The following is an 18,451-nucleotide window of genomic DNA, read 5'->3' as shown; positions in this document are numbered from 1 at the left end:
TTTACGATGAAGTATACATTCAATGAAGAGAAGGACTTTGATATTGTTGCCATCGGTCGGGCGTGTATTGATCTGAACGCGGTTGAATACAATCGTCCAATGGAAGAAACAATGACATTTTCGAAATACGTCGGCGGTTCGCCTGCGAATATCGCGATTGGCAGCTCAAAGCTCGGCTTAAAAGCGGGCTTTATCGGCAAAATTCCAGATGACCAGCATGGCAGGTTCATAGAGTCCTATATGAGAAACACCGGCGTAGACACAACGCAAATGATCGTTGATAAGGAAGGGCATAAAGCCGGTCTTGCATTTACTGAGATTCTGAGTCCGGAAGAATGCAGCATCTTAATGTACCGCGATGACGTGGCGGATCTTTATCTTGAGCCATCGGAGGTAAACGAGGACTATATCGCCAATGCGAAAATGCTGCTCGTTTCCGGTACAGCGCTCGCCAAAAGCCCGTCTCGGGAAGCGGTGATAAAAGCCATTCAATATGCAAAAAAGCATCAGGTAAAAGTCGTATTCGAACTGGATTATCGTCCATACACTTGGCAGTCAGCGGATGAAACAGCGGTTTACTATTCTTTGGTCGCTGAGCAGTCCGATATCGTTATCGGAACACGGGATGAATTCGATGTTATGGAAAATCGCACAGGCGGCAGCAATGAAGAGTCTGTCAATTCTTTATTTGAGCATTCAGCCGATCTCGTCGTCATCAAGCACGGCGTAGAGGGCTCTTACGCATACAGCAAATCGGGCGAAGTCTTCCGCGCCCAAGCGTACAAGACAAACGTGCTGAAAACCTTTGGGGCCGGTGATTCGTATGCTTCGGCCTTTATCTACGGGCTTGTCAGCGGAAAAGACATTGAAACCGCATTGAAATACGGCAGCGCGTCAGCCTCCATTGTTGTCAGCAAGCACAGCTCATCGGAAGCCATGCCGACAGCGGAAGAAATCGTACAGCTTATTGAAGCACAGTCATAATTGAAAAAGATCGAGTAAAGGTGGGATCGTTTGTGGGTAAGAAAATTCGCTTAACAACAGCACAAGCACTGATTAAATTCTTAAACCAGCAGTACATCCATGTTGATGGAAAAGAAGAGCCTTTTGTTGAAGGGATTTTCACGATTTTTGGCCATGGAAATGTATTAGGGATTGGGCAGGCGCTTGAGCAGGATGCAGGCCATTTAAAAGTGTACCAAGGGAAAAATGAACAAGGAATGGCGCATGCCGCAATGGCGTACAGCAAGCAAATGCTGAGAAGAAAAATTTATGCGGTCTCAACATCTGTCGGACCGGGAGCGGCCAACTTAGTGGCGGCAGCCGGCACGGCATTGGCAAACAACATTCCTGTTCTCTTGATTCCGGCAGATACATTTGCGACAAGACAGCCAGATCCTGTACTGCAGCAAATGGAGCAAGAATACAGTGCGGCGGTTACGACAAACGATGCATTGAAACCTGTATCGAGATACTGGGATCGCGTTACACGCCCTGAGCAGCTGATGAGCAGCTTGCTTCGCGCTTTTGAAGTCATGACTGATCCGGCCAAAGCAGGCCCGGCGACCATTTGCATTTCTCAGGATGTCGAAGGTGAAGCGTACGATTTCGATGAGAGTTTCTTCGTCAAACGGGTTCACTATATTGATCGCATGCAGCCGAGCGAGCGTGAGCTTCAAGGTGCGGCGGAGCTGATTAAAGCCAGCAAAAATCCTGTGATCCTCGTCGGCGGAGGCGCAAAATACTCCGGTGCGCGCGATGAATTGGTTGCCATTTCTGAAGCGTATGACATTCCGTTAGTTGAAACGCAGGCAGGAAAATCGACAGTTGAAGCTGATTTTCCGAATAACCTCGGCGGAATGGGCATCACAGGTACACTTGCGGCAAATAAAGCGGCCCGCCAAGCTGATTTGATTATCGGTATCGGCACAAGATATACAGATTTTGCGACATCTTCTAAGACCGCTTTTGATTTTGATAAAGCGAAGTTTCTGAACATCAATGTCAGCCGAATGCAGGCGTATAAACTCGATGCGTTCCAAGTGGTAGCGGATGCAAAAGTGACGCTTGGCAAACTGCACGGCTTGCTTGAAGGCTATAAGAGTGAATTCGGTTCAACGATCAAGGAGCTGAAGGACGAATGGCTCGCTGAACGTGAACGCCTCAGCAAAGTGACGTTTAAACGGGAAGCATTTGATCCGGAAATCAAACATCATTTCTCTCAAGAGGTTCTAAATGAATATGCTGACGCGTTGAATACGGAGCTTCCGCAAACAACGGCACTGCTGACGATCAACGAGACCATTCCAGAAGACAGCGTCATTATCTGTTCGGCAGGCTCTCTTCCTGGAGATTTGCAGCGTCTGTGGCATTCTAATGTTCCGAATACGTATCACTTGGAGTACGGATACTCCTGCATGGGCTATGAAGTGTCCGGGACACTGGGGCTTAAATTAGCCCACCCTGATAGAGAAGTGTATTCCATTGTCGGGGACGGCAGCTTCCTGATGCTTCACTCCGAGCTGATTACGGCGATTCAGTACAACAAGAAAATCAATGTGCTGCTTTTTGACAACTCTGGTTTTGGATGTATCAACAACCTGCAAATGGACCACGGAAGCGGCAGCTACTACTGTGAGTTCCGCACAGATGACAACCAAATCTTGAATGTCGATTACGCGAAAGTCGCTGAGGGTTACGGTGCGAAAACGTACCGTGCTAACACAGTGGAAGAGTTAAAAGCGGCGTTAGAGGATGCGAAGAGACAAGACGTTTCAACGTTGATTGAAATGAAAGTGCTGCCAAAAACAATGACGGACGGCTATGACAGCTGGTGGCATGTCGGAGTAGCTGAAGTATCTGAACAAGAAAGCGTTCAAAAAGCATACGAAGCAAAAGAGAAAATGCTCGAATCTGCTAAGCAGTATTAGAGGGGAGGCAACATGATGGGCAAACATGAAATCCTGTGGGGGATCGCTCCCATTGGGTGGCGGAATGATGATATGCCTGAAATTGGAGCGGGAAATACACTTCAGCATTTGTTAAGTGATATTGTCGTCGCACGTTTTCAAGGGACGGAAGTCGGGGGCTTTTTCCCCGAGCCTGCCATCCTCAACAAAGAGCTTAAGCTTCGCAATTTGCGCATTGCCGGAAAATGGTTCAGCAGCTTCATTTTGCGTGACGGACTCGGTGAAGCGGCGAAGGCTTTTACCCTGCATTGTGAGTATTTGCAGCAAGTGAATGCGGATGTCGCAGTTGTCTCTGAACAAACCTACAGCGTGCAAAGCCTTGAGAAAAACGTGTTTACAGAGAAGCCGCATTTTACTGATGAGGAATGGCAACGGCTTTGTGAAGGATTAAATCATCTTGGGAAAATTGCCGCTCAGCATGGCTTAAAGCTGGTATATCATCACCACCTCGGTACCGGTATCCAAACAGCGGAAGAAGTGGACCGCCTGATGGAGGGAACAGACCCTGCACATGTGCATCTCCTCTATGATACAGGCCATTCATATATTTCTGACGGCAATTACATGGGCATGCTGGAAAAGCATATTGACCGCATTAAACACGTGCATTTTAAGGACGCCCGTCTGAATGTCATGGAACAATGCAAACTCGAAGGGAAATCGTTTCAGCAATCGTTTTTACAAGGCATGTTTACGGTTCCCGGTGACGGATGCATTGATTTTAAAGAAGTGTATCAGCTGCTGTTAAAGCACAATTATTCCGGATGGATTGTTGTTGAGGCTGAACAGGATCCCGATATCGCAAACCCGCTGGAGTACGCATTGATCGCCAGAAACTACATTGATAAGCAATTGTTAGGTGTGGCGAAATAACTAGAGGGGGAGTGAATATATGGGCAATACCATTGCAGATTCGGCCCTAAATAAACGGACCATCGCGGCAGCATTGGCCAACTATATTGATGCCGGTTCGATTGTGGCTGGATCTGCTGGTTTATCGTTATGGGTCAGTTACCTGAAACTGTCAGATACCCAAATCGGTCTGCTCGGCGCGTTGAGCGCAAACGCCATTTCTGCCGCTGTCGGCGCTTTGCTCGGTGGATTTCTGGCGGATAGAGTTGGGCGGAAAGCTGTTTACACCAACAGCATGCTCGTTTACGCGCTGGGGATTTGTTTAGTCCTGTTTGGAGTCAATTTCCCCATGTTGTTAAGCGGTTACATGATTATCGGGTTATCGGTTGGCGCTGATATCACCGCATCGTGGACCATTATCGCGGAGAACGCGCCTAAGAAAAACCGGGCCCGCCATTGTGGAGTCGCACAGGTCGCTTGGGCCGCGGGGGCAGTCGTTGTGTTGCTTCTCTCCGTATTGGTCGGTGACTTAGGCCTCTTGGGAAATAAAATTGTGTTTGCCCATCTGCTGGTCATTGCGCTGATTACGTACGTCCTCAGAATCAGACTTCCTGAGTCAGATGCATGGCAGCAGAAAAATCAGCCCGCAGACACACAAACAGAGAAGCCGGCTGTATTAAACAAAACATCGTACTTTGATTTGCTCAAGCCTATGTATCTAAAAAGCATCCTGTTTTTGATGGGTGTGTACCTGATTTGGAATTTAGCCGCCGGGGTGATGGGCTTTTTTATGCCATACATTTACCAGCAGGTCGGCGGAGTATCTGCCAATATGGCAAATCTTTTGCAAATGGGACTGTTTATCTTTACCGGACTGGGGGTCGCCTTGATCTTCATGCCTTTTGCAGATCAATATAGAAAACGTGTTTTTGGAATCGCAGCTTTTATGGCAGTGATCGGCTGGTCGCTGTTTCTGCTGCCGGTTAAAGGCCTGCCGGTTCTGCTCCTGTTTATTGTCGTGATCGGCATCAATAACGGAGCCGGACAGCAAGCGAACTATCAGTTATGGGCCAGTGAAATCTTTCCTACGCAATATCGTGCTTCTGCACAAGGACTGATGTTTTTCCTCGTCCGTATTTCAATAGGGATTTGGAGTCTGTTTGTCCCAATGATTATGACCAATTTCGGCATTGGAACGATGGCTGCAATTCTCCTCGGATGTGTGACGGCCAGTATGATCATCGGGCTTCTCTTCGCGCCGAATACGTCTGGCAAGTCACTTGAACAAATTCAAGAGGAACTCTACGGATCGCCTTACAATCACGTAAAGCAAGGCAAAGAAAGCAAAATGATGTAACCAACAGAAGGAGTGGCTGTCAATGAGTTTACGTATTGGTGTTATTGGAACTGGAGCAATCGGAAAAGAACACATTAACCGCATCACAAACAAACTGTCCGGCGGGGAAATTGTGGCTGTAACAGATGTGAATCAAGAAGCCGCACAGAACGTCGTCGAGCACTACCAATTAGATGCAGCAGTATATCCTGATGATGACAGCCTTCTGGCAGCTGAAAATGTAGATGCTGTCCTAGTGACAAGCTGGGGGCCTGCGCATGAATCGAGTGTTTTGAAAGCCATTAAAGCCCAGAAATATGTATTCTGTGAAAAACCGCTTGCGACAACTGCTGATGGATGTATGCGCATCGTCGAAGAAGAAATGAAAGTGGGGAAACGCCTCGTTCAAGTCGGATTTATGCGCCGTTATGACAGCGGTTACGTACAGCTGAAGGAAGCGCTCGATAACAATGTGATCGGCGAGCCGCTGATGATTCACTGCGCGCACCGTAACCCGACTGTAGCTGAAAATTATACGACTGATATGGCAGTTGTTGATACGCTCGTTCATGAAATTGATGTGCTGCACTGGCTCGTCAATGATGACTACGAGTCCGTTCAAGTCATCTATCCGAAAAAATCGAAAAACGCCCTGCCGCACTTAAAAGATCCGCAAATCGTAGTCATTGAAACAAAAGGCGGTATCGTCATCAATGCTGAAATCTTTGTGAACTGTAAATACGGCTATGACATTCAATGTGAGATTGTTGGAGAAGACGGCATCATCAAGCTTCCTGAACCATCAAGCATCAGCATGAGAAAAGAAGGGAAATTCAGCACAAACATTCTGATGGATTGGCAGAGGCGCTTTGTGGATGCGTACGATGTGGAAATCCAAGACTTCATTGATTCGATCCAGAAAAAAGGCGAAGTCAGCGGGCCGACGGCATGGGACGGCTATATTGCTGCCGTTACAACTGACGCATGTGTAAAAGCCCAGGAATCTGGACAAAAAGAAAAGGTTGAATTGAAGGAAAAACCGGAATTCTATCAATCGTTTACAACAGTAGAAAACTAAAAAAAGAGGAGTGATAATATGAAATTAGCATTAGATCCATCAATGTATCGAGATGATTTAACGTTAGAGGAAATGGTCTATAAAACGGCGGAGCTTGGCTATGAATATATTGAACTGTCACCGCGCGAGGATTTTTGCCCATTCTATAAATATCCGAAAGTCGATTCAGCAAAAATCAAACAATTAAAGCGGCTTTTAAGGGATACAGGTGTTAAGCTTTCATCACTCCTTCCGCTTTACCACTGGGCGGGTCCTGAAGAAGACCGCCGCCAGGCTGCGGTACGCAACTGGAAAAGAGCGATCGAAATTGCGGTTGATCTTGAAGTCGATTTGATGAACAGTGAATTCAGCGGTTCAAAATATGATCCTTTAACAAGTGAAGAAAAATTTATCAAATCCATGGATGAGCTTCTGCCCGTCTTTGAAAAAGAAGGCATTAAACTCAATCTTCAAGCCCATCCATACGATTTTATCGAAACGCATAAAGGTGCGATGGATATGATCCGCGCGCTTGACAAGGATTGGATCAATCTTGTCTACTCGACTGCCCATACGTTCTTCTATGATGACGGCAAAGGCGACATCGAGACCATGTTTGACGAAGCCGGCGACCGCCTCACACATGTTTTATTTGCGGATACCTTTAATCATAAAGCGGCTCATGGCCTCCGCTACATCGTCAATCCGCCTGACGCGAAAGTAACGGTTCACCAGCATTTGGACATTGGTCAGGGTGAGGTTGATTTTGAGACGATTTTCAGAAAGCTGAGAGAGATGAAGTTCGACGGAATTGCGACGAATGCCGTTTTTGCTTGGGTCGATGAAAGAGCGGATGAATCAAGCCGATTTATGCTTAAAAAAATGAAAGAAGAATTAGGTCTGGCATAAGCTGAGCATGGAGTTCGGCGGGATATGGCGAACAGCCTTCCTGCCGAACTCCCTTCATATCTAAAATTGCAGATGGGGGAGTCTGACATGAAACTTTGTTTCAATGAAGCAACAACATTGGAAAACTCAAATCTTAAACAGGATGTAGAGCTATGTGAAAAGCATGGCTATGATTATATTGAAATCCGCACAATGGATAAGCTGCCGGAGTACTTAAAAGATCATTCATTGGATGATCTTGCGAAATATTTTCAAACCCATCACATCAAACCGCTTGCCTTAAACGCACTCGTGTTCTTCAACAACCGTGATGAAAAAGGCCGCAATGAGATCATCGCTGAATTTAAAGACATGATGGAAACGTGCAAAACCCTCGGTGTGAAATATGTCGTAGCCGTACCGCTTGTGACTGAGCAGAAGATTATAAAAGAAGAAATCAAAAAGAGCAGTGTAGAGGTACTGACTGAGCTTTCAGATATCGCAGAGCCGTATGGCGTAAAAATCGCGCTTGAATTTGTCGGCCACCCGCAATGTACGGTGAATACGTTTGAACAGGCGTACGACATCGTAAACACAGTCGAGCGTGACAATGTCGGGCTTGTCCTTGACAGTTTCCACTTCCACGCCATGGGTTCCAATATCGAAAGCTTAAAGCAAGCGGACGGAAAGAAAATTTTCATCTACCATATCGATGATACAGAAGATTTTCCAATCGGGTTTTTAACAGATGAGGATCGTGTATGGCCGGGCCACGGGGCGATTGACTTAGATGCCCACTTATCGGCTCTGAAGGAAATCGGCTTCTCTGATGTTGTATCGGTTGAGCTCTTCCGGCCTGAATACTATAAGCTGAGTGCTGAGGAAGCCATTCAAACAGCGAAAAAAACAACGGTTGATGTCGTATCAAAATACTTCAACATGTAATGGATAAAGGAGGGGTGGACATGGCTTTTGTATCGATGAAAGAGCTTCTTGAAGATGCAAAGCGGGAGCAATACGCGATCGGCCAGTTTAATATCAACGGTTTGCAGTGGACGAAGGCGATTTTGCAAGCGGCGCAAAAGGAGCAATCACCAGTCATCGCTGCGGCTTCCGATCGCCTTGTCGACTATTTAGGCGGATTTAAAACGATTGCCGCCATGGTCGGCGCGTTAATGGAGGACATGGCGATTACCGTTCCCGTGGTGCTTCATCTTGATCACGGAAGCAGTGCGGAACGCTGCAGACAGGCCATTGATGCCGGATTCAGCTCAGTGATGATTGACGGCTCTCATCAGCCGATTGACGAGAATATCGCGATGACAAAAGAAGTCACCGATTATGCCGCAAAGCACGGCGTGTCAGTAGAAGCCGAAGTCGGCACGGTCGGAGGAATGGAAGACGGGCTGGTCGGCGGGGTCCGCTATGCCGATTTCACGGAATGTGAGCGGATCGTCAAAGAAACCAATATCGACGCGCTAGCCGCTGCCCTCGGCTCTGTACACGGCAAATATCAGGGTGAGCCGAATCTCGGATTTAAGGAAATGGAGGCTATCTCCCGCATGACTGATATTCCCCTCGTTCTTCACGGGGCATCCGGGATTCCGCGGGATCAGATCAAAAAAGCCATCACGCTCGGCCATGCGAAGATCAATATCAATACGGAATGTATGGTAGCCTGGACAAACGAAACACGCCGCATGTTTCAGGAAAACAGCGATCTGTACGAACCGCGCGGCTATATGACACCCGGCATTGAAGCCGTGGAAGAGACAGTGCGAAGCAAAATGAGAGAGTTCGGATCAGCCGGTAAAGCAGCTAAGCAGCAGGTCGGCTGAAGAGACCTGAAACCGCCGAGATGGCGGTTTTTTTGTGCGGTGTTGCGTCCGTACCCCCGAAACGATTATGATGATGGCAGCAGTGTAAGAAACGGGAGTGGTTCAGTTTGAATAAAATCATGATTGTAGAAGACAGTGAAGACATTCGCGGACTATTGCAGAATTATCTTGAAAAATACGGATACCAAACCGTGGTCGCCGCGGATTTCACGGCTGTTCTTGATGTCTTTTTGCGAGAAAAGCCTGATGTGGTGCTGCTTGATATCAACCTGCCGTCCTATGACGGCTATTATTGGTGCCGCCAGATCCGCCAGCACTCCACAAGCCCGATCATTTTCATTTCAGCCAGAAGCGGGGAAATGGATCAGGTGATGGCGATTGAAAACGGCGGAGACGATTATATCGAAAAACCCTTTTCCTACGATATTGTGCTGGCGAAAATCAAAAGCCAGATCCGCAGGGCATACGGAGAGTACGCCGCAAAACAGGGAGAGAAAGTGGTTGAATATGCCGGCGTTCAGCTCTTTGTGGAACGGTTTGAACTGCGTTTTCAGGATGAAAAAAGCTTGCTTTCTAAAAAAGAAAGCAAGCTTTTGGAAGTGCTGCTTGAGCGGGGAGAAAAGGTGACGAGCCGGGACCGTCTCATGGAAAAGACGTGGGATACCGACATATTCATCGATGATAATACACTTAACGTGTATATCACGCGGCTCAGAAAAAAACTGCGGGAGCTGAATGCGCCTGTTTCGATTGAAGCGGTGCGGGGCGAAGGCTACCAGCTGAGGGCGCAGTCATGAAGCTGTTTCTCCGGTCTCATGCAGTGCTGATTCTGCTTTTTCTCCTTCAAGGGCTGTTTGTCTTCTTTTATTACTGGTTTGCGGGTCTTCATTCTTTTTCTCACTTGTTTTACATATTGGGCGTTCAGCTTCTTATTTTGGCGGGCTATCTTGCCTATCGCTGGTACAAAGACCGCGGCGTGTATCATTGGCTCAGCTCGGGGCAGGAAGGGACGGATATTCCGTATCTCGGGTCTTCAGTGTTCTGTTTAGAGCTGTATGAAAAGCAGATGGAGCTGATGCGGCTGCAGCACCAGAAGCTCCATGAAACTGAAGCCAAGCTTGACGCGCGGGTGACGTATATGAATCAATGGGTGCATCAAGTAAAGACGCCGCTGTCGGTCATTAATTTAATCATTCAGGAAGAGGATGAGCCCGTTTTTGAACAAATCAAAAAAGAAGTCCGGCAGATTGAGTTTGGACTGGAGACGCTTCTTTATTCTTCAAGGCTCGACCTGTTTGAACGGGATTTTAAAATCGAAGCGGTTTCCGTGTCCGAGCTTCTCCAATCAGTCATTCAAAGCTATAAACGATTTTTTATTCAATACCGCGTTTATCCGAAAATGAACATTTGCGATGATCATAAGATTTACACTGATGCAAAATGGCTTAAATTTGCGATCGGCCAAGTGGTCACAAATGCGGTCAAATATTCAGCGGGCAAGAGTGACAGGCTTGAGCTGAATGTCTCCCGCGATGAAGACAGGACGGTGCTTGAAGTCAAAGATTACGGTGTCGGCATACCCTCGCAAGACATCAAGCGGGTGTTTGACCCTTATTATACTGGTGAAAACGGGCGGCGTTTCCAAGAATCTACGGGAATCGGCCTCCATCTCGTCAAAGAAATCACGAACAAGCTCAATCATACGGTGGACATCAGCTCGTCTCCCGGTGAAGGGACCTCGGTTCGATTTTCATTTCTTACAAAAGTGTAAGGCTGCGTTAAGAAAACAACATAGATCGTTTTGTTTCCCCTTGATAACATGGATTTACGTCAAGGGGAATTTTTATGTCGAACGTCCCGATACTACATGAAAGCAGCCCAGACCAACAAGAATAGAACCATAAGGAGGATTTTCATGGCGAATATGCTTGAAGTCAAACATATAAATAAAACCTATAAAGGACAAGTGTCCTATCAAGCCTTAAAGCAAATTTCATTTTCAATAGAAGAAGGAGGATTCACGGCGGTGATGGGACCGTCCGGTTCCGGAAAAACAACGCTTTTGAATATCATTTCAACGATCGACCGGCCGGATTCAGGCGATATCCTGATTCACGGAGAAAACCCGCACCGGCTGAAGCGGACAAAGCTCGCTCATTTCCGCCGAAAGCAGCTCGGATTTGTGTTTCAGGATTTCAACCTTCTGGACACGCTGACGATTGGTGAAAATATCATGCTGCCGTTAACGCTTGAAAAAGAAGCACCGTCTGTAATGGAAGAAAAACTGCAAGGCATCGCGGCAAAGCTCGGAATCGAAGACCTGCTCAACAAACGGACGTTTGAAGTGTCCGGAGGCCAGCGCCAGCGGGCCGCCATCGCAAGAGCGGTCATTCATAAGCCGTCACTCATCCTGGCTGATGAACCGACGGGAAACCTTGATTCCAAAGCGTCAAAAGACGTCATGGAAACGATGCAGAGCCTGAATCAGGATGATCATGTCACGGCTTTGATGGTGACCCACGATCCTGTTGCGGCAAGCTACTGCCGCCGCGTCATCTTTATAAAAGACGGCGAACTGTTTAATGAGATTTACCGCGGGGAAAACCGCCAAGTATTTTATGAACAAATTCTTGATGTGCTGTCTATGCTGGGGGGAAACGCAAATGACCTTTCTTCAGTTCGCTTATAAAAACGTCACCAGAAACAAAAGGGCCTATCTTGCATTCTTTTTAAGCAGTGCCTTTTCTGTTTTGATTTTCTTTACCTTTGCGATGTTCCTGTTTCATCCGGCATTAAAGGAAGGCTACCTGAATAGCATCGCCAAAAAAGGCTTAACCGCTGCGGAATGGATGATCTTTGTTTTTTCTTTCTTATTTGTTCTGTATTCGGTTAATGCATTTTTGAAATCGAGAAATAAAGAATTCGGCATCCTGCTCATGCAGGGCATCACGCCGGGGCAGCTGAGAAAGCTCATTACTGCAGAAAATATGATCATCGGCGTCATGTCAATTGCAGCCGGCATTATCGGAGGATTCATTTTTTCAAAGACGTTCTTTACGGTCGGCGCTTATATTTTAGAAATGGACGCGCTGCCTTTGTATATGCCTTGGAAAGCGCTCGGTATTACGGCTGGCGGATTTCTGCTCTTATTTTTCCTTTTATCGCAGTTTACGATCCTTTTTGTCAGATCAAATACGGTTATCAAATTAATAAAGGGCACTGACAAGATTAAGCCGGAGCCAAAGCCGTCCGTGCTACTGTCCTTATTCGGCATCGCCTGTCTGTGCGGCGGGTACGGCATGGTCCTTAAAGGCAATATCCACGGGACCGAACCGTTTATCATTTTACTGCTCACCGTCATCGGAACGTATTTCTTTTTCAGCCAAAGCAGCATCTGGATTCTGCGCGCGCTGAAGAAGTGGAAAACCTTTTATCTGCGCGGGAAAAATATTATTTGGGTTTCTGACCTTGTCTATCGTTTAAAAGACAACGCCCGCCTGTTCTTTATTGTCAGCATTATTTCCGCGGTTGCGTTTACGGCTACGGGCGTGCTCGCGATGTACAAATCGACCGTCGGGGCGGAAGAGTCCGCTTATGAGATGGAGTATATATCTTACAGCGGCAATCCAAAAGAACAGACGCATTTGAAAAAAATTGACCATGAACTGAAAACACACGGCTTTACGTATAAGAAAGACGAAATAAATGTTTCTTATGTTCGCTATCAGGAAGGAGAAACGGTTCCCCCTGTTTACATGATCAGCGAATCGGATGTATCAAAATACTTCCATGTCAAGCTGAACGGCCTGAAAAATGATGAGGCTATCTTTTTCCCGGGCACGTATGACCGAAATTTCAAAAACGAAGCGCCGGATCAGCTGAAGCTGCTGAACCAAAAAGGCAAGCCGTCTGACCAAAAATTATCGGTAAAAGAAGTCAAAAAACCGCTGATTTCATTAAATGCCATCATCGCGGTGAACGATCAAACCTTTGATCAGCTCAAATCACTCGGTGATAAAGCGACATTATACGGCTATAGCTATGATCATTGGAAAGACAGTCTAGGGTTCAGCCAATCCTTGAAAAATGAGATTTACGGCAATTATATCGACGTGCATTCTGATTTTATGGCAAAAGCCGGTACTTACTATGATACGGTGCAGCTGCCAAGCTTAAGTTTATTCATCGGACTGTTTATCGCGATCGTCTTCTTTATCGCGGCAGCAAGTTTCTTATATTTCAGGCTGTTCACCGATTTAGAAGAAGATCGGGAGCGCTACCGTTCGCTGGCCAAAATCGGTTTGAGTGAGCGTGAGATGTCACAAAGCGTGACGATACAATTGGCGATTCTCTTTTTCTTTCCATTTGTCATTGCTGTCATGCATACGCTGTTTGCCTTGAGAACATTGGCCGTGGATGGCTATTCCGTAGTAGCGGGACCGCTCAGTCTCACCATCGGAGGGTTTTTCATTTTTCAGCTTCTGTTCTTCCTCGCGGTGCGGTCGAGCTATTTGAAAAAAATGAACAAGTAAGGGGCGTGCAAAGATGAAAAAAGCATTGGCAATCCTGGCCGTCGTAGCGGCCGCTGCCGCAATATGCGGGCTTCTCTTTTTTCATAACGATGTTACAGACAGGTTTAATCCGTTTATTCACCAGCAAAATGTCTATGTCCAGATTGATCGAGATGGCAGACATCTTAGCCCGGGCGGTACTGAGTATACATTAGACGGATACAATGCATCCGGAAAAAAAGAAGAAGTGACCTTTTTCGCCGGTAAAGACCTTCGAAAGAACGCCTATTTGAAGGTGAAGGCAAAAGGAAAGTATGTCGAGACTTGGGAGGAAGTCAGGTTTGAAGATATGCCGCACTCCGTACAGGCAGCATTAAAGTGAATCATAAAAAACGGCACAGTGTCATAACTGTGCCATTTTCTTTATTTTTTATTTTCTTCGGCCCGTTTGATCAGCATGTCGGTGATGATATCCACCTGTTTGCTGACAGAAATCGGATCGTACGGGTAGAACGTGTCAAAGTCATTGATAAACACGCGATTATGTTTGACAGCGTCTAGGTTTTTCCAGATAGAGGAGTCCTTCAGCTTGTCGAGCGTTTTGCTTTCGCCTTTCGGATTATAGTCCGTAATGAACATATAATCTGCGGCATACTCAGGAATGACCTCTTGAGAGAGCTGTTTCATCTCTCCTTTTTTGATGACATCTTGTTCAATTTTTTCAGGCGCTTTTAACCCAAGCGCGTTGTATACAGCTTGGCCGCCGCGACCGCCATTGTCATTGAAGACCCAGAATTCGCCTTTGTCTGTGTTTTCATAAATGCCGAAGGTCGCATCTTGGTCGATGACGCCGGCAATTTTCTTTTTGGCTGCTTCCGCTTTTTTGTTAAAGTCAGCCATAAATGCTTTTGCTTTATCCTTGGCGCCCGCAATATCTCCGAACATTGCAACGGTATCCTCGATGTTTTTCGCGGTGTTATAAGGAACGACAACGGTTGGAGCGATTTTCTTTAATTTATCGACGTTCTCTTCATTCATGACAACAATTAAGTCAGGCTGAAGCTCCATGACTTTCTCAACGCTGATCGGATCACCAACATCCTTTACATCTTTCAGCTTTGATTTTAAAAATGGATTATCAAATGACCATGAGCCCGAGCCGACCACATTCGCACCGACAGACAGCAATTCCCCAGCATAAAAATCAGTAACGATGCGTTTCGGATGTGCAGGAATGTTGACGTTCCCTTTTGTTGATTTGTATGTTCTCATTTCTGTCTTATCTGAAGCTGAATCACCTGAGCTTCCTTTCGAAGCCGTGCCGCTGCAAGCACTGGCAAGCACGAGAAGCAGCACCAGCATGCCTGCGAGCAATATGTTCTTTTTCATCAAGAACCCCCCAATATGTATGTTCGTTCATTAGTAATGATTATCATTATCAACTAATAATATAGCAAGAAACCTGTTCTCCGTCTATCACTATTTTAAAGGGAAAAAGTTTTTGTTATACAAGTGACGCGGTATTCATTATCGATTATTATAGGTAAATAGGAGGAGGAGAATATGGAAATCACAAAAAGAGGTGCCGCGTGGGAATGGCTTCATAGCTGGTGGATGCTGTTTATTTTCATGCCTTTTGCCATTACCAGTTTTTTTGCCTTTTTATTTATTGGCATCAAGGTGAGAAATAAAAAGTGGATCATGTACGGAATTATTTATTTTTTGGTATTTGCATTTGCTTTCGTGCTGCCTGACCCGCCCGGACTACTTATCGTGCTCCCGTTGTGGGCTGTGGCCATTATTCACGGTTTTAAAGTGCGTCCGCTGTATTTGATTCAGCTGGATGTCTACAAAGACAATGTGGAGGCACGGGCCTTTGCCGAGGCAAGAAGTGAAGCCGAAAGCAGATTTCATGCGCCGAAACAGTCTATCCAAGATATACATATTCGCAAAGACCGGTAAGAAAAAAGCTCAACACAAAACCTTGTGTTGAGCTTTTTATATGCTACTGCTGATAGGAATGCTGGTGGAATGGCGTGTTTTGGCCGAATGGAAGTGTAGATACATTTGTGTTCATCACACTTGATTGTCCATTGAGTTCCTGCTGCATCTGGTTGCACATGTTGACAACCTGCTGGCATTTTTGAATGGCTGCGTCATGCCCTTGCAGCGCTTGCTGAATGGTATGTGCAGCTTGTTGTTCGTGATTGAGGATCTGCTGCAGCATTTGAATGTTTTGCTGCTCTTGATGAAGCATTTGACGATATTGGTTGCTGCTTTGCTGTGTTTGCTGAATAAGCTGCTGCGCTGTCTGGCGGCATTGGTTCAGCTGCTGCAGACTGTGTTGCGGATTGTGCATGTAAAATCCCTCCATGTGTTCAATTGACATTTGTCGGTCTTATCATGCAACCCGAAACAGAAGAAATTCGGCAAAAGGAGAACTACAATTATTTTCCTTACCCCCCTCATCCTTTGAATGACATCGGCAAAAATTGTATACTTGTAAAAACCCTTTTTATGTAAATGTCCCGCCCTGCACATAAGAATAGCGGAAAACGAAACTCCGACATCTGGAGAATCGTATTCCGCTTTTTTCTTTTCTTGCTTCAGAAACCGCCTTCGCCCGCAGTAAATGGGATATTTAATCTGTTTTCTACCGTACGAAGACGCTGATTGAGCCGGTTTAAGCGGCGTGTATGGCGTTCAACAGCCTGGCTTAGCTGATTGACCTGATCGGCCATCCTTGCAATTTCCCGGTTTTGACGGCGATCCTCATTCGACAGACGGGTTAATTCTCTTGTCTGCTGTTCGTTTTGCCGTTCAAGCGCAGCAATTCTTCTTTCCAATGCCGGCTGTCTGTCCGTCTGGTATGGCTGGTATACATCCTGCTGCGGATATGGATTGTATTCATATTGGCTATAGTAAGGTTCCTGCTGAGGGAGCTGCGGGCTGTAATATTGATAAGGGTTCATGTAATCAATCTCCTTAAAAAGAATGTGGGTGAATTCCTTATAATCTATGTAGTCATTGGCACAGTGCCACGGCATTCGCCTAAAAAGGGGCAGAAAGGAAGGTGATGACATTGTGCAGAAAAGGACCTATCATTTTGTTCTTGTCTGCTGTATGTCTCATGCTTACGGGATGCCAGCAGCCAAAAGAAGAGAAGCCGTTTTATTACGGAACTTGGGATGAGGGCATTACCCCCGGTCCCACGGACGGCGTGAAATCAGCAACGGTCACATTTACCAAAGACAAGGTGCTGGAGACGGAGGTGATTGAAGGGAGAGGAGAGGTGCAGCTGCCCTTTATGGAATACAAGGTGATGTCTCAAAGCACTGACGGCTCCATTGAGATCCAGTACCTTGGCTCCTATTATCCGCTCAAAAGCAAACTGAAAAGAGGAAGAGACGGAACGTTGATATGGGAGCAAAATGGTCAGGCCAAAACGATGACAAGAATCGAGTCAAAGGCCGGCAAGGAGGAGAAACATGAGAAATAAAAAAGCGGAAAGTCTAGTGGTGACAGGTCTTATTTTACATATCATTCAGTGGATATTCGTATTATGGGCTTTTCTCAAAATCAAACATTTATTTAGTGGCTATACGATCTACAATCCGAATGTCATTAACGGGTCGATGCAGTCGTTATCATTTATGCAAATGCTGCGTTCTATGATGTACTCGGGCGCACTGGTGAATTATGTTCTGTTTTTTGTGATTGCATTGCTTATGTATTGTTTAGTGCTGCATGCGATCATGATTATTCTCGAAATAGCCGCTTATGTGATGATCAGACGGAACCCTTCATCTTCTTGGGCATATTTTTTGACGGCGGCGGGTGTGAAGCTTGCCATCTTCAATATCACGGGTATTCCATTTTTAGCTGCCGGCTTCCTGCTGATGAAACAGAAACAAGCAGAGACCGGCGAAAAGGGTCCAGAACCAAAGCGCAAGCCGCGCACGCGGATTCGGAGACAAGGCAGACGTCTAAACAGAAACAGGAGAAAATCATCTCTTGCGGTTGAATATCAAAAAGAAAAAACGATATGATGGGACTATAGCCTGAAAACGACACGAAGGAGATGCAGAATGTACAAATTAATAGCAATCGATATGGACGGAACACTTTTAAATGATCATCATGAAGTGACGGCGGAGGTCCGTGACGCGCTGCATGCCGCAAAAGCGGAAGGGGTAAAAATTGTCCTTTGCACCGGCCGGCCTATCGGGGGTGTTCGGAGATACTTAGATGAACTCAATTTAATTGAGGAAGGCGACTATGTGATTGCCTATAACGGGGCGCTTGTTCAAAATACGCATACAAAAGAAGTGGTGACGGAATTGTCTCTAGGATATGATGATTTGGCATCATTATATGACCTGAGCTTAGAGCTGGAGACACCGATGCACTTCTTCGACTCAGCCAACCTGTATACGCCTAACCGTGATATCAGCGAATTTACTGTATATGAGTCGTACGTGACACAGGTGCCGCTTCATTACCGCAAAATTGAGGAGATGCCTAAAGACATTCTCATTCCGAAAGTGATGTTTATTGATAAACCAGAGCACTTAAGCCACGTCATTACATCGATACCGAAAGACGTGAGAGAAAAGTATACGATGGTCAGAAGCGCGCCTTTCTTTTACGAAATTCTGCATCCGGAAGCAAGCAAAGGAAATGCTGTGCGTCAGCTGGCGAATCTGCTCGGAATCGAGCAGGCTGAAGTCATGAGCATAGGCGACAACGGCAATGATCTGACAATGATCGAATGGGCCGGCTGCGGTGTTGCCATGGCAAACGCCATTCCGGAAGTGCTTGAGGCCGCAAACTTTCAAACGCGCTCTAATAATGAACATGGCGTTGCACATGCGATTCACGAGCTTGTTTTGGCTAAATAAAAAGTCCAGCCTTCTAAAGGCTGGACTTTTTCGTTTTATTAGATGTAATGTCAATTCTTTGACGAATCGATTTGACTTTCGTTATGCTGATAAAACCAA

At 46.2% G+C, this 18,451-nt stretch carries 20 protein-coding genes; 17 read left to right on the top strand and 3 right to left on the bottom strand.

Translation table 11 applies throughout. The features are described 5' to 3' along the window. The first annotated feature begins 6 nt into the window (after positions 1-6). The 13 genes from iolC (at position 7) to NSU16_RS19805 (ending at position 13,833) form a co-directional block, all read left to right on the top strand. Positions 7-984, top strand: a complete 978-nt coding sequence (iolC, locus tag NSU16_RS19865) for a 5-dehydro-2-deoxygluconokinase (protein WP_339191793.1) — start codon at positions 7-9, stop codon at positions 982-984. Between the two features lie 32 nt (positions 985-1,016). Continuing rightward, positions 1,017-2,930, top strand: a complete 1,914-nt coding sequence (iolD, locus tag NSU16_RS19860) for a 3D-(3,5/4)-trihydroxycyclohexane-1,2-dione acylhydrolase (decyclizing) (protein ID WP_326218672.1) — start codon at positions 1,017-1,019, stop codon at positions 2,928-2,930. A 15-nt stretch (positions 2,931-2,945) separates the two neighbouring features. After that, a complete protein-coding gene (iolE, locus tag NSU16_RS19855; protein WP_268471911.1) occupies positions 2,946-3,842 on the top strand; it encodes a myo-inosose-2 dehydratase in 897 nt (298 codons plus the stop codon). Positions 3,843-3,861: 19 nt separating this feature from the next. Next, entirely contained in the window at positions 3,862-5,178 is a 1,317-nt protein-coding gene (gene iolF, locus NSU16_RS19850) for a myo-inositol transporter IolF (protein ID WP_339191792.1), read from the top strand. Positions 5,179-5,200: 22 nt separating this feature from the next. Then, positions 5,201-6,235, top strand: a complete 1,035-nt coding sequence (gene iolG, locus NSU16_RS19845) for a bifunctional inositol 2-dehydrogenase/D-chiro-inositol 1-dehydrogenase (protein ID WP_268471906.1) — start codon at positions 5,201-5,203, stop codon at positions 6,233-6,235. An 18-nt stretch (positions 6,236-6,253) separates the two neighbouring features. Continuing rightward, complete coding sequence (locus NSU16_RS19840; protein ID WP_010332522.1) at positions 6,254-7,123, top strand: sugar phosphate isomerase/epimerase; 870 nt, start codon at positions 6,254-6,256, stop codon at positions 7,121-7,123. Positions 7,124-7,210: 87 nt separating this feature from the next. Then, a complete protein-coding gene (gene iolI / locus NSU16_RS19835) occupies positions 7,211-8,047 on the top strand; it encodes a 2-keto-myo-inositol isomerase (protein ID WP_268504226.1) in 837 nt (278 codons plus the stop codon). Between the two features lie 20 nt (positions 8,048-8,067). Continuing rightward, positions 8,068-8,940: a 6-phospho-5-dehydro-2-deoxy-D-gluconate aldolase gene (iolJ, locus tag NSU16_RS19830; protein WP_268504227.1), complete on the top strand. Its 873-nt coding sequence runs from the start codon at positions 8,068-8,070 to the stop codon at positions 8,938-8,940. Positions 8,941-9,047: 107 nt separating this feature from the next. After that, on the top strand, positions 9,048-9,737 hold the full coding sequence (gene yxdJ, locus NSU16_RS19825) for a two-component system response regulator YxdJ (RefSeq protein WP_042976859.1): 690 nt from the start codon (positions 9,048-9,050) through the stop codon (positions 9,735-9,737). Continuing rightward, positions 9,734-10,711, top strand: coding sequence for a two-component system sensor histidine kinase YxdK (yxdK, locus tag NSU16_RS19820; protein ID WP_339191791.1), 978 nt, complete (start codon positions 9,734-9,736; stop codon positions 10,709-10,711). The genes yxdJ and yxdK overlap by 4 nt, the downstream gene beginning before the upstream one ends. A 144-nt stretch (positions 10,712-10,855) precedes the next feature. Then, on the top strand, positions 10,856-11,629 hold the full coding sequence (gene yxdL / locus NSU16_RS19815) for an ABC transporter ATP-binding protein YxdL (protein WP_106019832.1): 774 nt from the start codon (positions 10,856-10,858) through the stop codon (positions 11,627-11,629). After that, positions 11,604-13,472: an ABC transporter permease YxdM gene (gene yxdM, locus NSU16_RS19810; RefSeq protein ID WP_339191789.1), complete on the top strand. Its 1,869-nt coding sequence runs from the start codon at positions 11,604-11,606 to the stop codon at positions 13,470-13,472. The genes yxdL and yxdM overlap by 26 nt, the downstream gene beginning before the upstream one ends. 13 nt (positions 13,473-13,485) lie before the next feature. Next, the gene (locus tag NSU16_RS19805; RefSeq protein ID WP_010332515.1) at positions 13,486-13,833 is read left to right on the top strand and encodes a YxeA family protein; all 348 of its coding nucleotides are present in this window, start codon (positions 13,486-13,488) and stop codon (positions 13,831-13,833) included. 41 nt (positions 13,834-13,874) lie between these two features. On the opposite strand, the gene NSU16_RS19800 is transcribed toward NSU16_RS19805, so the two are convergent. Beyond that, entirely contained in the window at positions 13,875-14,840 is a 966-nt protein-coding gene (locus NSU16_RS19800) for an iron-hydroxamate ABC transporter substrate-binding protein (RefSeq protein ID WP_339191788.1), read from the bottom strand. 174 nt (positions 14,841-15,014) lie between these two features. Here NSU16_RS19800 and NSU16_RS19795 point away from each other — a divergent pair, with 174 nt between their 5' ends. Further along, positions 15,015-15,413 carry a hypothetical protein gene (locus tag NSU16_RS19795; protein WP_339191787.1) on the top strand — a complete coding sequence of 133 codons (399 nt, stop codon included), beginning with the start codon at positions 15,015-15,017 and terminating at the stop codon, positions 15,411-15,413. 43 nt (positions 15,414-15,456) lie between these two features. Here the strand turns inward: NSU16_RS19795 and NSU16_RS19790 are convergent, their stop codons facing one another. Both NSU16_RS19790 and cotNE read right to left on the bottom strand, forming a co-directional pair. Continuing rightward, on the bottom strand, positions 15,457-15,810 hold the full coding sequence (locus NSU16_RS19790) for a hypothetical protein (protein ID WP_010332512.1): 354 nt from the start codon (positions 15,808-15,810) through the stop codon (positions 15,457-15,459). 247 nt (positions 15,811-16,057) lie between these two features. Then, the gene (gene cotNE / locus NSU16_RS19785) at positions 16,058-16,423 is read right to left on the bottom strand and encodes an inner spore coat protein CotNE (RefSeq protein ID WP_010332511.1); all 366 of its coding nucleotides are present in this window, start codon (positions 16,421-16,423) and stop codon (positions 16,058-16,060) included. 104 nt (positions 16,424-16,527) lie between these two features. Between cotNE and NSU16_RS19780 the strand changes: the two genes are divergently transcribed. Genes NSU16_RS19780 through yidA form a run of 3 tightly spaced genes read left to right on the top strand, consistent with a single transcriptional unit; the run spans position 16,528 to position 18,352 of the window. Further along, positions 16,528-16,950, top strand: coding sequence for a DUF3255 family protein (locus NSU16_RS19780; protein ID WP_339192728.1), 423 nt, complete (start codon positions 16,528-16,530; stop codon positions 16,948-16,950). After that, positions 16,940-17,500, top strand: coding sequence for a hypothetical protein (locus tag NSU16_RS19775; protein ID WP_010332509.1), 561 nt, complete (start codon positions 16,940-16,942; stop codon positions 17,498-17,500). The genes NSU16_RS19780 and NSU16_RS19775 overlap by 11 nt, the downstream gene beginning before the upstream one ends. Before the next feature lie 39 nt (positions 17,501-17,539). Further along, positions 17,540-18,352, top strand: coding sequence for a sugar-phosphatase (gene yidA / locus NSU16_RS19770; RefSeq protein ID WP_010332508.1), 813 nt, complete (start codon positions 17,540-17,542; stop codon positions 18,350-18,352). Positions 18,353-18,451: the final 99 nt, after the last annotated feature.

Origin of the sequence: Bacillus sp. FSL K6-1003, assembly GCF_037964945.1 — a bacterium.
GTDB classification, from domain to species: Bacteria; Bacillota; Bacilli; order Bacillales; family Bacillaceae; genus Bacillus; species Bacillus mojavensis.
Note: the sequence above shows the minus strand (reverse complement) of the source record. Positions and strands in the feature narration are given on the sequence as shown.

Bases quoted from the DNA above. Each gene is read 5' to 3' on its own strand.
- iolC (WP_339191793.1), top strand. From the start codon at position 7: ATGAAGTATACATTCAATGAAGAGAAGGACTTTGATATTGTTGCCATC.
- iolE (WP_268471911.1), top strand. From the start codon at position 2,946: ATGGGCAAACATGAAATCCTGTGGGGGATCGCTCCCATTGGGTGGCGG.
- iolF (WP_339191792.1), top strand. From the start codon at position 3,862: ATGGGCAATACCATTGCAGATTCGGCCCTAAATAAACGGACCATCGCG.
- iolG (WP_268471906.1), top strand. From the start codon at position 5,201: ATGAGTTTACGTATTGGTGTTATTGGAACTGGAGCAATCGGAAAAGAA.
- NSU16_RS19840 (WP_010332522.1), top strand. From the start codon at position 6,254: ATGAAATTAGCATTAGATCCATCAATGTATCGAGATGATTTAACGTTA.
- iolI (WP_268504226.1), top strand. From the start codon at position 7,211: ATGAAACTTTGTTTCAATGAAGCAACAACATTGGAAAACTCAAATCTT.
- iolJ (WP_268504227.1), top strand. From the start codon at position 8,068: ATGGCTTTTGTATCGATGAAAGAGCTTCTTGAAGATGCAAAGCGGGAG.
- yxdK (WP_339191791.1), top strand. From the start codon at position 9,734: ATGAAGCTGTTTCTCCGGTCTCATGCAGTGCTGATTCTGCTTTTTCTC.
- yxdL (WP_106019832.1), top strand. From the start codon at position 10,856: ATGGCGAATATGCTTGAAGTCAAACATATAAATAAAACCTATAAAGGA.
- yxdM (WP_339191789.1), top strand. From the start codon at position 11,604: ATGACCTTTCTTCAGTTCGCTTATAAAAACGTCACCAGAAACAAAAGG.
- NSU16_RS19805 (WP_010332515.1), top strand. From the start codon at position 13,486: ATGAAAAAAGCATTGGCAATCCTGGCCGTCGTAGCGGCCGCTGCCGCA.
- NSU16_RS19800 (WP_339191788.1), bottom strand. From the start codon at position 14,840: ATGAAAAAGAACATATTGCTCGCAGGCATGCTGGTGCTGCTTCTCGTG.
- NSU16_RS19795 (WP_339191787.1), top strand. From the start codon at position 15,015: ATGGAAATCACAAAAAGAGGTGCCGCGTGGGAATGGCTTCATAGCTGG.
- NSU16_RS19790 (WP_010332512.1), bottom strand. From the start codon at position 15,810: ATGCACAATCCGCAACACAGTCTGCAGCAGCTGAACCAATGCCGCCAG.
- cotNE (WP_010332511.1), bottom strand. From the start codon at position 16,423: ATGAACCCTTATCAATATTACAGCCCGCAGCTCCCTCAGCAGGAACCT.
- NSU16_RS19780 (WP_339192728.1), top strand. From the start codon at position 16,528: ATGACATTGTGCAGAAAAGGACCTATCATTTTGTTCTTGTCTGCTGTA.
- NSU16_RS19775 (WP_010332509.1), top strand. From the start codon at position 16,940: ATGAGAAATAAAAAAGCGGAAAGTCTAGTGGTGACAGGTCTTATTTTA.
- yidA (WP_010332508.1), top strand. From the start codon at position 17,540: ATGTACAAATTAATAGCAATCGATATGGACGGAACACTTTTAAATGAT.